The organism is Ectobacillus sp. JY-23 (assembly GCF_023022965.1).
In the GTDB taxonomy this organism is placed as follows: domain Bacteria; phylum Bacillota; class Bacilli; order Bacillales; family Bacillaceae_G; genus Ectobacillus.
This window is the reverse complement of record NZ_CP095462.1, coordinates 2,498,817-2,512,235: the sequence shown is the minus strand read 5'-3', so window position 1 is coordinate 2,512,235 and position 13,419 is coordinate 2,498,817. Positions and strand designations below refer to the sequence as shown.

The 13,419-nt window shown below is 38.4% G+C and carries 14 protein-coding genes; all 14 read right to left on the bottom strand.

The annotated features are described in order from the left end of the window. Positions 1-10 precede the first annotated feature (10 nt). The gene (locus tag MUG87_RS12895; RefSeq protein ID WP_247082706.1) at positions 11-367 is read right to left on the bottom strand and encodes an FtsB family cell division protein; all 357 of its coding nucleotides are present in this window, start codon (positions 365-367) and stop codon (positions 11-13) included. After that, positions 364-1,017: a spore cortex biosynthesis protein YabQ gene (gene yabQ, locus MUG87_RS12890; protein ID WP_247082704.1), complete on the bottom strand. Its 654-nt coding sequence runs from the start codon at positions 1,015-1,017 to the stop codon at positions 364-366. Before yabQ ends, MUG87_RS12895 begins: the two co-directional genes overlap by 4 nt. Beyond that, a complete protein-coding gene (gene yabP, locus MUG87_RS12885) occupies positions 1,014-1,316 on the bottom strand; it encodes a sporulation protein YabP (protein WP_124565619.1) in 303 nt (100 codons plus the stop codon). Before yabP ends, yabQ begins: the two co-directional genes overlap by 4 nt. A gap of 53 nt (positions 1,317-1,369) precedes the next feature. Continuing rightward, positions 1,370-1,642 carry an RNA-binding S4 domain-containing protein gene (locus tag MUG87_RS12880; protein ID WP_247082702.1) on the bottom strand — a complete coding sequence of 91 codons (273 nt, stop codon included), beginning with the start codon at positions 1,640-1,642 and terminating at the stop codon, positions 1,370-1,372. Positions 1,643-1,654: 12 nt separating this feature from the next. After that, positions 1,655-3,109 (bottom strand): bifunctional methyltransferase/pyrophosphohydrolase YabN, encoded by a 1,455-nt coding sequence (mazG, locus tag MUG87_RS12875; protein WP_247082700.1) that lies wholly within the window; start codon positions 3,107-3,109, stop codon positions 1,655-1,657. A 23-nt stretch (positions 3,110-3,132) separates the two neighbouring features. Beyond that, the gene (locus MUG87_RS12870) at positions 3,133-4,728 is read right to left on the bottom strand and encodes a putative polysaccharide biosynthesis protein (protein WP_247082698.1); all 1,596 of its coding nucleotides are present in this window, start codon (positions 4,726-4,728) and stop codon (positions 3,133-3,135) included. A gap of 86 nt (positions 4,729-4,814) precedes the next feature. Beyond that, on the bottom strand, positions 4,815-5,351 hold the full coding sequence (gene spoVT / locus MUG87_RS12865; protein WP_247082696.1) for a stage V sporulation protein T: 537 nt from the start codon (positions 5,349-5,351) through the stop codon (positions 4,815-4,817). Positions 5,352-5,487: 136 nt separating this feature from the next. Then, entirely contained in the window at positions 5,488-9,012 is a 3,525-nt protein-coding gene (gene mfd / locus MUG87_RS12860) for a transcription-repair coupling factor (protein WP_247082694.1), read from the bottom strand. Positions 9,013-9,119: 107 nt separating this feature from the next. Continuing rightward, positions 9,120-9,338, bottom strand: a complete 219-nt coding sequence (locus MUG87_RS12855; protein WP_247082692.1) for an anti-sigma-F factor Fin — start codon at positions 9,336-9,338, stop codon at positions 9,120-9,122. An 88-nt stretch (positions 9,339-9,426) separates the two neighbouring features. Beyond that, positions 9,427-9,984, bottom strand: coding sequence for an aminoacyl-tRNA hydrolase (pth, locus tag MUG87_RS12850; RefSeq protein ID WP_281503703.1), 558 nt, complete (start codon positions 9,982-9,984; stop codon positions 9,427-9,429). A 108-nt stretch (positions 9,985-10,092) separates the two neighbouring features. Then, a complete protein-coding gene (locus MUG87_RS12845; protein ID WP_247082688.1) occupies positions 10,093-11,046 on the bottom strand; it encodes a ribose-phosphate diphosphokinase in 954 nt (317 codons plus the stop codon). Between the two features lie 16 nt (positions 11,047-11,062). Next, the gene (gene glmU, locus MUG87_RS12840) at positions 11,063-12,442 is read right to left on the bottom strand and encodes a bifunctional UDP-N-acetylglucosamine diphosphorylase/glucosamine-1-phosphate N-acetyltransferase GlmU (RefSeq protein WP_247082686.1); all 1,380 of its coding nucleotides are present in this window, start codon (positions 12,440-12,442) and stop codon (positions 11,063-11,065) included. Positions 12,443-12,600: 158 nt separating this feature from the next. Further along, positions 12,601-12,894, bottom strand: coding sequence for a septation regulator SpoVG (gene spoVG, locus MUG87_RS12835; RefSeq protein WP_124565610.1), 294 nt, complete (start codon positions 12,892-12,894; stop codon positions 12,601-12,603). Between the two features lie 95 nt (positions 12,895-12,989). Beyond that, a complete protein-coding gene (locus MUG87_RS12830; RefSeq protein ID WP_247082684.1) occupies positions 12,990-13,364 on the bottom strand; it encodes a RidA family protein in 375 nt (124 codons plus the stop codon). Positions 13,365-13,419 lie beyond the last annotated feature (55 nt).

Sequence of the window (13,419 nt, the reverse complement as noted above, 5' to 3'; positions counted from 1 at the left end):
CAAAACCTGACTACTTAGAAATAGGAATAATTACCTCTCCTGGTTTAGAGAAAAAGTAGTCTCTTCTGGCGATGTTAGCAATATAGTCATCATCATTCAGTTTTTTTATCTCATTATGCAACTTTTTCTCTTCTGTCTGCAGTGTTTTTAGCTTTGTACTTAAACTCCGAATTTCCTTTTTCTGCGCTTCTACAGCAACAGATTGTTTATGCAAGCTGAAACTAACACTAACGACTACAACAAACGCAAAGGCAAAAAACAAAGACAAACGTCGCACTAAGCGTTTTTTACTTTTATTACCTGTTGTTATTGTATGCGAGAAAGTTTGATTTGAGCTTTGTTCCAAATGATTTTTCAGTTCCCTCATTCACGAGGTCCCCCTAACCTGTTTTTAATATATTTCCACCACCCAAGTATCTTTACCTTCATCTTCTCGAATCTACGTAAAAATCCTGCACAGTGTCTAATAAAAATTTTAACACGATTAGGAAGCACTTTCCATAGAAGTCGTAGTATAAATGCAATTGGAATAGAGATTATCTTCCATGCCAACAATAAAATTTTCATAGTAAGCTTGTATAACAACTGCGCTATTTTTTGTAGTAGCTGCAATAGGAATATAGAAATCGTTAGCAACAACTGCAGCAATATCAACACTGGACGAATAATGACAACTTTCACGACGGTAGCCAGAAGATGATAGGTACGAATAACAAAACGTATTATCATTTCCAACAGAGACGTATACATACGCTTGAACATGCTTTGATACGCAGCAAATCCACATAGAAGTGCTACAAACACATAGATTCGCAACTCCGCCTCATTAGAGAGCAGCAGCACGTAAAAAACAAGCAGAGCTTGGACAGTCCAAAACAATAAGTCACTGATAAAAACGAACCATCGCTTTCGCTTAGAACGCTTTAGAAAACGCTGATAGGTATCTAATGCTGCACCCGTCCAAGCTCCCATTCCAATCATAGAGAGCATGGTATAAAACTGTACTGTTAAGCTCATTTAAATAACTTGCTAAAGAACCCTTTAGCCTTCTCCGAATGGTGTTCATCAATATACATCATTTCGAAAACTTTTCCTTTGATGGACACAACACCCTTTTCCACATCCAGATTCTTCATTTGCAGATTCTGACCTCGGATCGTTAAAAACCCCATAACAGTTTCAAGCAAAAACTCTTCACTATCAAAGCTTTCAACTTGTTTAACACCGGTAATCTCCAAAAGCCGCCTTCCCCGCATCACTACATCATGCTCTACAGAAGCTGCTGTATTTTGAGAGTTCGTTTGATACCCGTTCATGTCAATCCCCCCATAATTTATACTGCTATCAATGTATGAAGAGACGTTTTTATTTAGAACAAGCCCTGTGTTTCTACTTTTTCTTCTTTTACGATTGAGTACATATCAACAGCGTTTTCTTTTTTGGTCGTTTCTTTAATCTCGTTGATTTTTACCGTGACAATTTTCTGACCGAATCGAACTGTTAGCTCATCTCCTACCTTAACAACCGAGCTTGCCTTGGCTTGCTGACCATTAATAGAAATTCGACCTTGATCCGCCACTTCCTTAGCTAATGTTCTTCTTTTGATTAAACGTGAAACTTTAAGAAACTTATCTAATCTCATAACATTTCCCTCCTAATGACTTTCCTCTTTCTTCGCTTCTTCCCAGATATGGTCCAGCTCTTCTAAAGTAAACTCTTCCCATGCTTTTCCTGTTTGGGCAACATGCGTTTCAATATAAGTAAATCGTTTCATAAATTTACGATTGGTCGCATGAACCGCTTCTTCAGGATTCAACTTATAAAAACGTGCAACATTTACAAGCGCAAACAAAATATCTCCAAACTCTTGTAACATTTCTTGTTGGTTCATATTACGTGCTTCCTGGCAAAACTCTTCCCATTCTTCGCGAACCTTCTCCATCATGGGCTCTACTTCTTTCCAATCAAATCCGACTTTCGCCGCCTGCTTTTGAATCTCATATGCCTGTAAAAGCTGTGGTAAGCTCTTAGGGATATCAGATAAAACAGATTTCGGTTTATCGACCTTTTCCTGCTTTTTAATTTCCTCCCAATTCGCTACTACCTCTTCAGCACCAGACACTTGCACATTTTGGAACACATGAGGATGGCGACGCACCATCTTGGCTGAAATAGAACGAATAACATCATCAATAGAGAACCATCCTTCATCTTCTCCGATTTGTGCATGAAGCATTACCTGCAAAAGAACATCTCCCAGTTCTTCAATGATGTGATCATCGTCTTCTTCATCAATTGCTTCTAACAGCTCATATGCTTCTTCAATTAAATATTTTTTTAGAGATTGATGCGTTTGCTCTTTATCCCACGGACAACCGTTGGGACCGCGTAACTCGCGAATTATTTGCCGCAGTGCATGGAATTGTCCATATAACACTTCCTTATCTTGAACCGGTGGCACATACACACTGGTCAGATTGTTTAATTCTGTTTGACGATCAAGTTCATATAATTGTACTTTTTTTACACTTTCAAACGAAGTGCCTGCAGCTGTGACAATATATACTTCATAGTCATCAGGCAATACTTCCATTAACGATAGCTTCACCTCGGAAGCGATGAAAGAATCATATACCTGACCAAAAATTAGATGATGTCGTAATTCAATCTCATCTAAAACAAAAGAGGTAGCATCAACTAATTGAAATCCTTCTATCGGATCTATCCTCACACTTGCAAATAAAGGATCTAAAAAACTTTGTCCACCTGCAATTTCAACTTCGACAATATTCTGTTGCAACAGCAGTTGTACGGTACGCTCGGCAACTAATGGATGTCCAGGTACAGCATAAACGATATCCTCTTTCAAAGCTTTATCTAGTAGTACTTTGACAATTTCTTCATACACTTGCTCGAATTGATCATGGTTTTCATAAATATGATCAAAAGAAGTATACTGTAATCCTTCACGTTCAAGCTGTTCAATAACTGGATGTTCTTTTGTACGCAAATAGACATGCGGTGTATTGATAAGCATTTTATAGACACCAAGTGTTAATTGCTCAAGCTCACCTGCACCTAGTCCAATAACTGTAATTTTATGTCCCAATTGATTATTCCTCTCTTTCCATTTTATAAGCGTTGAGAACGTAAGAAAAAAGGTAGTTTTTTCCCTTTCCAGACTGTACCGATCTCATCAATTGTAAATACGCCCCATCGGATAATTAAAATTAAATATAACATGCCTCCTATACAAACTGCACTTAAAGCCTCTACAGATATTAAAGAGCGACTTGTATGTTCAGCTATTGTATCTACTCCATATACGTATATCTTCAAAAAAAGTATCATCACAAGGCAAGCGAAAACAACCTTGCTTGCGTTCTTCCATCCAACTAAAGAAGTGTTCATTTTATGCTTTAAATACATAACGTTAAAAATACTGATGCAGCCTAAAGACAAAACCGTAGCCCACGCAGCACCCACATCCCCTAACTCCGGCATCAGCAACATATTACCCACATACTTAACAACAATGCCAACAACCGCAAAAAAGGCCGGTAAAACGGTATTCCCTATTCCTTGTAACACCGCTGATGCTACAATTCCAAATGAACCGAATAGAATAGACACAACTAAAACACCTAAAGTAAAAGAACCTTGATTATCCGTAAATAGCATAATATTCGTTTGTTCAATAATGCAAATGAGACCGCCCGTAGCTGCCAATGAAACGACTAAGGTTAGCTTCATTGCCAATTGCATATAATGCTTAACAGCATGATAATCACCTTTTGTCCGGGCAGCAGAAATCATCGGGATAAGCGGTAACACGAAAGAGGTAGCTACTACAGTACCTAGCTGGATAAGCGGAAAACCCCGATCATATACAGCCTTTATAACCTTCGACCTCTCTGAAGCTTCTCCTGTTTGTAAAAGCAATTCATAAAAGGTTACAGAATCGACCATTTGAATAAGAACTAAAGTTACATTACTAATACATATCAATATACCTTGTAGTACAACCAGTTTTATAATCATCCCTTTATTGCTTATAGCGGACCACGAAGCTTTATATATACCTGCTTTTCGTTGATACAGATAATAAGCTAAAATAATAATTCCAAGTATACTGCCAGCAACTGATCCGAACATAGCACCTCCACCTACTATATATCCGTTAGATCCCTGTGCAACCAAGTAAAGTGATAGCCCTACAATAATCGCAACTCTTAGCGCTTGTTCCGCTACTTGTGATACAGCAGTAGGCTTCATATCACCAATTCCTTGCAAATATCCACGCATCACGGACAAAAATGGCATTAACAGAAACGAAAAGGCGATAACCTGCAACAAGATTTGCAATGATGAATCTCCCATATATCCCGCAATGATTTCAGCACCAAAAAAGAATGTGCAAAATAATAGGATTCCTATACACATTAAGGCTAAAAATGAAATATATATGATTTCTTTGGCCTTTGTGGTGTCACCACTTTCTATACGCGAGGCAACTAACTTTGAAATAACGACCGGAAATCCATACGTACCTAAAATTAAGCATACGCCGTAAAAAGGGTATACTTGCTGATAGATATAAAATCCTACGTCTCCAGCAATGTTTTGGTAAGGAATACGATAAAAAGCGCTCAATATTTTCACAATGATGCCAGCAAGCGTAAGTATGATTGCACCCTGCCAAAACGATGCATATTTCTTTGTTTCCATGAGATAACTCCATTTCTGTAATTCTGATAGCTGTATAGCATTCGTCCCATATTATAACAAAAAAAAGGTAGCTGAAAGCTACCTTTTTACTGTTCCATTTGCTTCGCCAAGAAGCTTGCCGCCGTATCAACAGCTTTATGTTCCGGCTCACCTATAATTTTCTCTTTAGAGAAGATGATAACAGCTCCGATAGGATCGCCGTTTGCAATAATTGGACCAATTGTGTAAGAGGCAACTTGCTCCTTTAGTCCATCAATAATAGAGATCTCACTTGCATCCATCATGACAACAGAGTTACGCTCTTCCATTGCCTTCTCAATTAATTCGCCAATATTTTTATTTAGAAATTCCTTTTTTGAAACGCCCGCTACAGCAATGATCTGGTCGCGATCGCATATTAAAACATTATGACCCAAGCTATCGTAAAGCGCATCGGCGTACTCTTTTGCAAAATCACTAAGTTCGCTAATTGGTGAATACTTCTTTAAGATAACCTCTCCATCTCGATCCACAAAAATTTCCAAAGGATCTCCTTCGCGGATGCGGAGCGTTCTGCGAATTTCTTTTGGAATAACGACTCTGCCTAAATCATCAATTCGACGTACTATTCCAGTTGCTTTCATTCTAATGCTGCCTCGCTTTCTACAGATGGTAAAAGTAGTGGTTTCTTCTCCTTATATTGTCAAAACCACCAACTGTTAAGCATAGTATTGTTCACATTAGACGTTCTATGCACGCCGATTTGATTTTCTTGTTAAGTTAGGCATTTATTGCTTCTTTTTTTGCATCATCTAATCCTCTTATAAGCGTTTCAATTTGAGAAAGCCATTTAGAAGGCTCTATTCCTTTAACATCCATCACAATTTTTAGTTTGGCTCCTTCCATACCTAAGCGCATAGACCTACTAATGGAGTTTGTTAGCATAAATAATTTTCCTCCATCTAAATTACGGCTAGCTGATTCAGAAAATAGGAAGGTTACCTCTTGCTTGCTTTGCTTAATGCTTTCAATTTTCTCTTTCACTGCCAAAACCTTTAACATAGAAATTTGTAATAAATAGCCCACTTCTTGCGGATAGTCACCGAACCTGTCTGTTATCTCTTCCTGGAGCTCCTCAATATCCTCAACGGAAGATACACTTCGGAAATGCTTATACATAATTATTTTTTGCTTACTATCTGAGATATAGCTATCTGGCAAATATGCATCTACCTCTAGGTCCATTTCTACCTCAAAGTGTGCTTCAGCACCTGTTGTGCCTCTACGAGTTTCAATTGCTTCTTTCAGCATTTGTGAATATAAATCAAAACCTACTGAATCAATAAAGCCGTGCTGTTCAGCACCAAGTAAATTACCAGCGCCTCGAATCGATAAATCACGCATAGCAATTTTGAAGCCCGAACCAAGCTCCGTGAATTCCTTGATAGCTTGTAATCTGCGTTCTGCGACCTCAGAAAGCACCTTATCTTTTTTATAGGTAAAGTATGCATAAGCAACTCGGTTGGAGCGACCAACACGACCACGAAGCTGATATAGCTGTGACAATCCCATTCGATCGGCATCGTGTACAATTAATGTATTTACATTTGGAATATCTACACCTGTTTCAATAATTGTTGTACTTACCAAGACATCATATTGCCCATCCAAGAACGCAAGCATAACAGACTCTAATTCACTCTCATTCATCTTTCCATGTGCATAAGTAACACGCGCATCTGGAATTAGCATGGAAATCTCTTCAGCTTTTCTCTCAATATCCTCTACACGATTATATAAAAAGTAAACCTGTCCTTCTCTTGCTAGTTCTCGTTCAATCGCCTCTCGGACTAGACCAGCATTATATTCAACAACATACGTTTGTACTGGAAAACGATTTTCAGGCGGCGTTTCAATAACCGATAAATCCCGAACGCCCAGCATAGACATATGCAAGGTACGTGGAATCGGTGTAGCAGTTAGTGTTAATACATCAATATTGGCTTTCATTTGCTTAATTTTTTCTTTATGCGTTACACCAAAGCGCTGCTCTTCATCAATAATAAGCAAACCCAGATCTTTAAACACAATATCCTTAGATAAAACTCGATGCGTACCAATTACAACATCAATTGTCCCGTCTTTTAAGCCTTTTGTTGTCTCGTTCTGCTGTTTCCTTGTACGGAAACGACTGAGCAAGCCAATTTGAATCGGATAATCTTGAAAGCGCTCACGAATCGTTTCGTAATGTTGCTGTGCCAAAATAGTTGTAGGTACTAAAATGGCAACCTGTTTCCCATCCATTACAGCTTTAAAAGCAGCACGAATAGCAACCTCCGTCTTGCCATAACCTACATCACCGCAGAGCAAACGATCCATTGGTCGCTCCCGTTCCATATCCTTTTTAATTTCAGTAATAGAGCGCAATTGATCCTCTGTCTCTTGGTAAGGAAACGAGGTTTCAAATTCCCTTTGCTCTGCTGTGTCCGGAGTAAACGCATATCCCTTAGAAGCTTCGCGTTCTGCGTATAATTTGATTAAATCATCAGCAATATTTTGAACTGACTTTTCAACCTTTGTTTTAACACGCTTCCAGTCCGTTCCACCTAGCTTGTATATTTTAGGCTCTTTCCCTTCAGACCCAACATATTTTTGAACTTGATCAATCTGTTCAACAGGTACATACAGCTTATCATTACCCTGATATTTAATATGCAAATAGTCTTTATGAACACCGTTAATTTCTAATGTCTCAATACCATAAAACTTTCCGATGCCGTGATTGACATGAACAACATAATCACCTGGTTTTAATTCTGAATAGCTTTTAATTCTCTCCGCATTAGAAAGTTTTTGCCTACGCTGCGGCTTTCTCACCTTTTTATTGAACAATTCTTTTTCTGTAATAACAGCGAGCTTTTGCATTGGCAATTCAAATCCCGCATGCAACGCTCCTTGTATAATTTGAATACGATCACTTGCTATATTCACAGATCCCACATCGGCTTCTAAGCCGTAGTCCTGTAGAATTTGTAATTGTTTTTTTATCCGCTCTTCATCTGCTGCAAGCAAAACAACTGTATAACGGCCTTTTTGCCAACGTTCTAGCTCCGTTTTAAAAAGTTGCATTTGCCCATGAAAATCTTGCATTGTTTTACAAGTCATATTGACAATATTTTGGGGACTTGTATGTGGAATATGCCTTAAAAATAAGTTTAAATATAGATAACTTCGCTTTTTTTGCTGCAACTCCTTAAAGAAATCATGAGAGAACGACAACCCTCGCACTACTGTACCTTCTTCAAGTAAAGATATATACCATTCTCCCTCTTCTTTTTCAAGATGCTCAGCGGTCTCTTGAATCCTTGATACCTCGTCTAAAATAACGATACCATCTTTAGGAAGATAGTCTACTAAACTATAAGGTTGCTCATAATAGAGAGATAAATATTTAAATATTTGCTCAATAGATTGGCCATTTTTTAAATATTCCAGCTCACGTCCCACATTGTCCGCGATTTGTTCTTTTAATCTTATGTCTTTCGTATCTGCCAATGCTTGTGCCAAACTTTCTTCTAAGCGCTTTGTTCCATGCTCTCTCTGCTCCTTTGTAAAAACAAACTCGGAAGCAGGCCCAAAAGAGATGGATAGTTTTTTTTCTTGCGAACGTTGATCTTCAATACTGAATGAGCGAATGGAGTCGACTTCTGTATCGAAAAATTCTATTCGTACCGGCAGTTCCTCTGTTAGAGGGTATACATCTAATATTCCGCCGCGCACACTAAAATCTCCAGGCGCTTCCACCATAGATTTGCGTTCATATCCCATTTCTACCAAAGACCTTGCTAAATCTTCCAACTCTAAATCATTGCCTACATGAATCTGTTTTTGATAAGCTTCCCAAACTCTCTTTGCAGGAAGATAGCGACGTAAGCCAGCTACCGGCGCTACAATAATAACCGGCTCGTCACGTAGCAGCCGATTCATCACTTCAATTCGTTGCGCCTGTAGTTCAGGACTTGCGACACCAATTTCCGAAGCAATTAGCTCGTTTACAGGATATAAAAGCACGTCCCGCTCTCCTAACAAGGCTAGAAGATCATCATGTACCTTTTGGGCCTGAAACAAATTATGGGTGACTATGAGTTGAGACTTCTTCGTCTGTTTATACAAAGCTGCCATCAGCAAGGTACGAGCAGAATTGGACATACCTGAAATAAGTTGCTCTTTCAGGCCTTTCTCTACCCCACTAATAATTGTTGCTATTTCTTTACTATCATAAAAACGCTCTAATAAACCTAGCATTTTTCAAACTCCTCTCAACCAAAGGACAAATCAGTTTATATATCCGCCCTATCTTATACGGACAAAGATAAAAATATAACAGAAAAACGCTTTGGCTAAACCAAAGCTTACTGAATAAATGACTCGTACTCATGATAGTGCGGATAGCTATCTAACGTTTCTTGACAGTGCTCGCATATCGCTTTTACATACATATTTCCGTACTCATCATAATGCAACGTATCCAACTTTTCTGTTGGTGATAAATCACCTAATAACGACTCTGTCCTATATCCAATAGTTCCTACATGACTTCCACAATGACGGCAATAATAATGCGTGTTCATTAATTCCTCCTGAAGCTTCGCAATTATTACCAGTATGGATGATAGAGACAAGTTTTATTCGTATATGAGTGTATTATACAACAATTACCTAATTAAACGTATTCATAACTTGTAAAAAAGGTGTACGTAACCACGCTTCACATGCATCTGCGCTTTTTTGTACAGCATGACGCATATCGGGACCTTCCTCAGCTGTAAATCGTCCCAGCACATAATCGGGCACCTTCATTCCATTTTTTGGACGATCAATACCGATGCGAATACGATTAAATTCTTGTGTTCCCAAATGAGCAATCGTCGATTTTATGCCATTGTGGCCACCTGCACTTCCTTTCATACGAAGACGCAGCTTTCCTACTGGTAAATCTAAATCATCGTATAATACAACAAAGTCTTCGATGTCGATCTTATAATAATCCATTAACGGGCGAATGCTCTCTCCTGAGAGGTTCATGTACGTTAGCGGCTTTAATAAAATAACCTTTTCTCCATTTACAACACCGGTTCCGTATACACCTTTAAACTTTTGTTGGTTCAACGGAATGTTCCATCTGTCGGATAATTCATCAATAACAATAAATCCAATATTATGACGCGTCGCTTCATATTCTCTTCCCGGATTACCAAGACCTACAATTAATTTCACCATCATGCAACTCCTTACAATATGAATACAAGTAAAGAAACTTTATTTAGACACTTAGTATAGTATGTACGAAAAGACGTAACCAAGTTTGGTTACGTCTTTATTCTATCAATCAAACAACGTGCTTACAGATTGTTCTTCATAAATGCGGATGATTGCTTCTCCAATCAAGTTTGCAACTGAAAGTTCTTTAATTTTATCAATTTTCTTTTCTTCAGGCAATGCAATGGAGTTTGTAACAACCAACTCTTTAATCTTAGAGTTTTGAATACGTTCAATAGCAGGTCCAGACAGAACTGGATGCGTACAGCAAGCATATACTTCACGCGCGCCATTTTCAACAAGAGCGTTCGCTGCTAGCGTAATTGTACCTGCTGTATCAATAATATCATCAATCAAAATCGCTGTCTTGCCTTCAATATTACCAACAATATTCATAACTTCAGAAACATTTGGTCTTGGACGACGCTTATCAATAATCGCAATCGGTGCTTTTAAGCGATCTGCCATTTTACGCGCACGCGTCACGCCACCATGATCTGGTGATACGATTACAATATCTTGTAGCTCTTTCTTTTCAAAGTACTCAGAAAGAATAGGAACTCCCATCATATGATCAATTGGAATGTCGAAGAAACCTTGAATTTGCGGTGCATGTAGATCCAATGTAATAACACGAGTTGCCCCCGCTGTTTCAAGTAAGTTCGCTACAAGTTTAGCTGTAATAGGCTCACGAGAGCGCGCTTTACGATCTTGACGTGCGTAACCATAATAAGGAATAACAATATTAATCGTTTTTGCGGATGCACGCTTTAATGCATCAATCATAATTAGCAATTCCATAATATTATCGTTTACAGGATTGCTTGTTGATTGAATAACGAAAACATCTCCTCCGCGGATACTTTCATCAATATTAATTTGAATCTCACCATCGCTAAAACGTGTAACAGAGCATTTTCCAAGCTCGACACCGATATGTTTTGCAATTTCAGATGCTAATCCTTGATTGGAATTCAGAGAAAATACTTTTAATTTAGAGTTAAGATATTGAGTTGGCACTGGATAGACCTCCGCATTAAGAATTTTTCTTGCTATTCAATTTATCCACATATTGCTCTTTATTCACTTGACGCGCACGCGCAATCGATAAGGCACTTGCTGGCACATCGTCTGTAATAGTAGAACCTGCTGCCACATAAGCACCTTTTCCTACTGTGACAGGGGCAATTAAATTGGAATTACAGCCAATAAATGCACCATCTTCTACTACTGTTTTAAACTTATTTTTCCCATCATAATTAACTGTAATAGAACCACATCCCAAGTTCACATCGGAACCAATTTCGGCATCACCGATATAGCTCAAATGAGATGCTTTGCTACCTTTTCCAAAAATAGCTTTTTTAATTTCAACGAAGTTACCGACGCGCACTTCATCACCGATAACTGAATCAGGTCTAATATGTGCAAATGGACCAATATTTACATCGTTTCCAATTTCACTATCACTCACATGCGATTGACGAATTTCCGTACGCATACCAATTTGACTGTCTTTAATTGTCGTATGCGGCCCAATTTGACAATCTGAAGCAATCATCGTCTTACCTTCAATGACTGTACCAGGATGCAATACGGTATCATTCCCAATTACTGCTTCAGCAGAAATGTATGTGTTAGCAGGATCAATAATAGTTACACCGTTAATCATATGCTTGCGATTAATACGCTTACGCATAATATGTTCTGCTTGTGACAAAGCAATGCGGTCATTTACTCCTAATGTTTCCTCAAAGTTTGACGTTTGATATGCTGTGACAATATGACCTTGTGATTTTAAAATTTCAACTACATCAGGAAGGTAAAACTCCCCTTGTGCATTTTCGTTTGAAACATTAGAAAGTGCCTGGAATAAAAGTTCATTATCAAAGCAATACGTACCTGTATTGATTTCACAAATACGCAATTCTTCTTCACTTGCATCTTTTTGCTCAACAATTCGTTCTACATGACCTTCATCGTTTCGTACAATACGTCCATATCCGAACGGCTCATCTATGTAAGCTGTTAGGACAGTTGCCTTAGCATCCATCTTTTCATGATGTGCAAGTAATGCGGCAATTGTTTCTGTTGTAATTAAAGGCGTGTCACCGCAAATGACTAAAGTTACACCTTTTTCTCCTTCTAGCAAAGGTTGAGCCTGCATAACAGCGTGTGCTGTTCCAAGTTGCTCGGCTTGCAGTGCATATTCGCTGCTTGCGCCAAGCTGCTGTTTGACCATTTCTGCACCATGACCTACAATTGTAACAACTTTTTGCATACCAAGTTCAGAGATATGATCCACTACATGCTGTACCATTGGCTTTCCACAAACAGGATGCAATACTTTATATAGCTTGGACTTCATACGAGTGCCTTGTCCCGCAGCTAAAACGACCGCAAATCGATTCGACATAAAAACCCTCCATGGTTACCTATTTATCCAATAAAGATATTATATTAAAACGCGCGTCATTTCAAGGAAGGTAGTCAAACTCTTAAATTTTACCACAAAAAAACTCTTGCCAGCAGCAAGAGTTTTTAAAGAACTATTTCAGCTCATGAATATATGGTTTACGAAGCACCAGCCTCTTCGAATTCTACTTCCTCCAATTCACCGAGGCGATGATACTCAGCTAGCACCGCATCTTGAATCTTAGAACGAGTACCCGAATTGATTGGATGCGCAATGTCACGGAATTCTCCATCCGGTGTACGTTTGCTTGGCATCGCTACAAATAAGCCATTGTTGCCGTCAATCACGCGAATGTCATGAACAACGAATTCATGATCCAAAGTAATGGATGCAATCGCTCTCATGCGGCCTTCTGTGCTTACGCGGCGTAATCTTACGTCAGTAACTTCCATCTTATGTTCACCACCCTTTTTTTAAATAAGCGATATACACTATAAATTCCATAATATTTTGTATTTTCCTTCTAATCAAACAAATTTTTTTATGTTTATTTTGTTAGTGCAATTACTTCAATTTCAACCGCTACATCCTTAGGGAGACGCGCGACTTCTACACAGGAGCGCGCTGGTTTATGTACATGAAAATATTTGCTGTATACATCATTAAACGCAGCAAAGTCATTCATATCCTTCAAAAAAACTGTTGTTTTCACAACCTGTTCAAAAGATGAACCTGAGGCATTCAATACGGCCTGTAAATTTTTAAATACTTGATGTGTTTGTACTGTAATATCTCCAGAAACTAAGGTTCCATCTGCTTGAAGAGGAATTTGCCCGGAGCTGTAAAATACATTATTGACAACAATACCTTGCGAATATGGACCAATTGCTTGAGGTGCTTCATTTGTTTGAATAATTTTCATGAATTATCATACCTTTCTGATATTTTATTCTAAAAAAAAGCCCTGAAAAGGAAAA

What these genes read in the sequence shown, in the direction of transcription:
- MUG87_RS12895 (WP_247082706.1), bottom strand. Translation starts at nt 367, where the DNA reads ATGAGGGAACTGAAAAATCATTTGGAACAAAGCTCAAATCAAACTTTC.
- yabQ (WP_247082704.1), bottom strand. Translation starts at nt 1,017, where the DNA reads ATGAGCTTAACAGTACAGTTTTATACCATGCTCTCTATGATTGGAATG.
- yabP (WP_124565619.1), bottom strand. Translation starts at nt 1,316, where the DNA reads ATGAACGGGTATCAAACGAACTCTCAAAATACAGCAGCTTCTGTAGAG.
- MUG87_RS12880 (WP_247082702.1), bottom strand. Translation starts at nt 1,642, where the DNA reads ATGAGATTAGATAAGTTTCTTAAAGTTTCACGTTTAATCAAAAGAAGA.
- MUG87_RS12870 (WP_247082698.1), bottom strand. Translation starts at nt 4,728, where the DNA reads ATGGAAACAAAGAAATATGCATCGTTTTGGCAGGGTGCAATCATACTT.
- spoVT (WP_247082696.1), bottom strand. Translation starts at nt 5,351, where the DNA reads ATGAAAGCAACTGGAATAGTACGTCGAATTGATGATTTAGGCAGAGTC.
- mfd (WP_247082694.1), bottom strand. Translation starts at nt 9,012, where the DNA reads ATGCTAGGTTTATTAGAGCGTTTTTATGATAGTAAAGAAATAGCAACA.
- MUG87_RS12855 (WP_247082692.1), bottom strand. Translation starts at nt 9,338, where the DNA reads ATGAACACGCATTATTATTGCCGTCATTGTGGAAGTCATGTAGGAACT.
- glmU (WP_247082686.1), bottom strand. Translation starts at nt 12,442, where the DNA reads ATGTCGAATCGATTTGCGGTCGTTTTAGCTGCGGGACAAGGCACTCGT.
- spoVG (WP_124565610.1), bottom strand. Translation starts at nt 12,894, where the DNA reads ATGGAAGTTACTGACGTAAGATTACGCCGCGTAAGCACAGAAGGCCGC.
- MUG87_RS12830 (WP_247082684.1), bottom strand. Translation starts at nt 13,364, where the DNA reads ATGAAAATTATTCAAACAAATGAAGCACCTCAAGCAATTGGTCCATAT.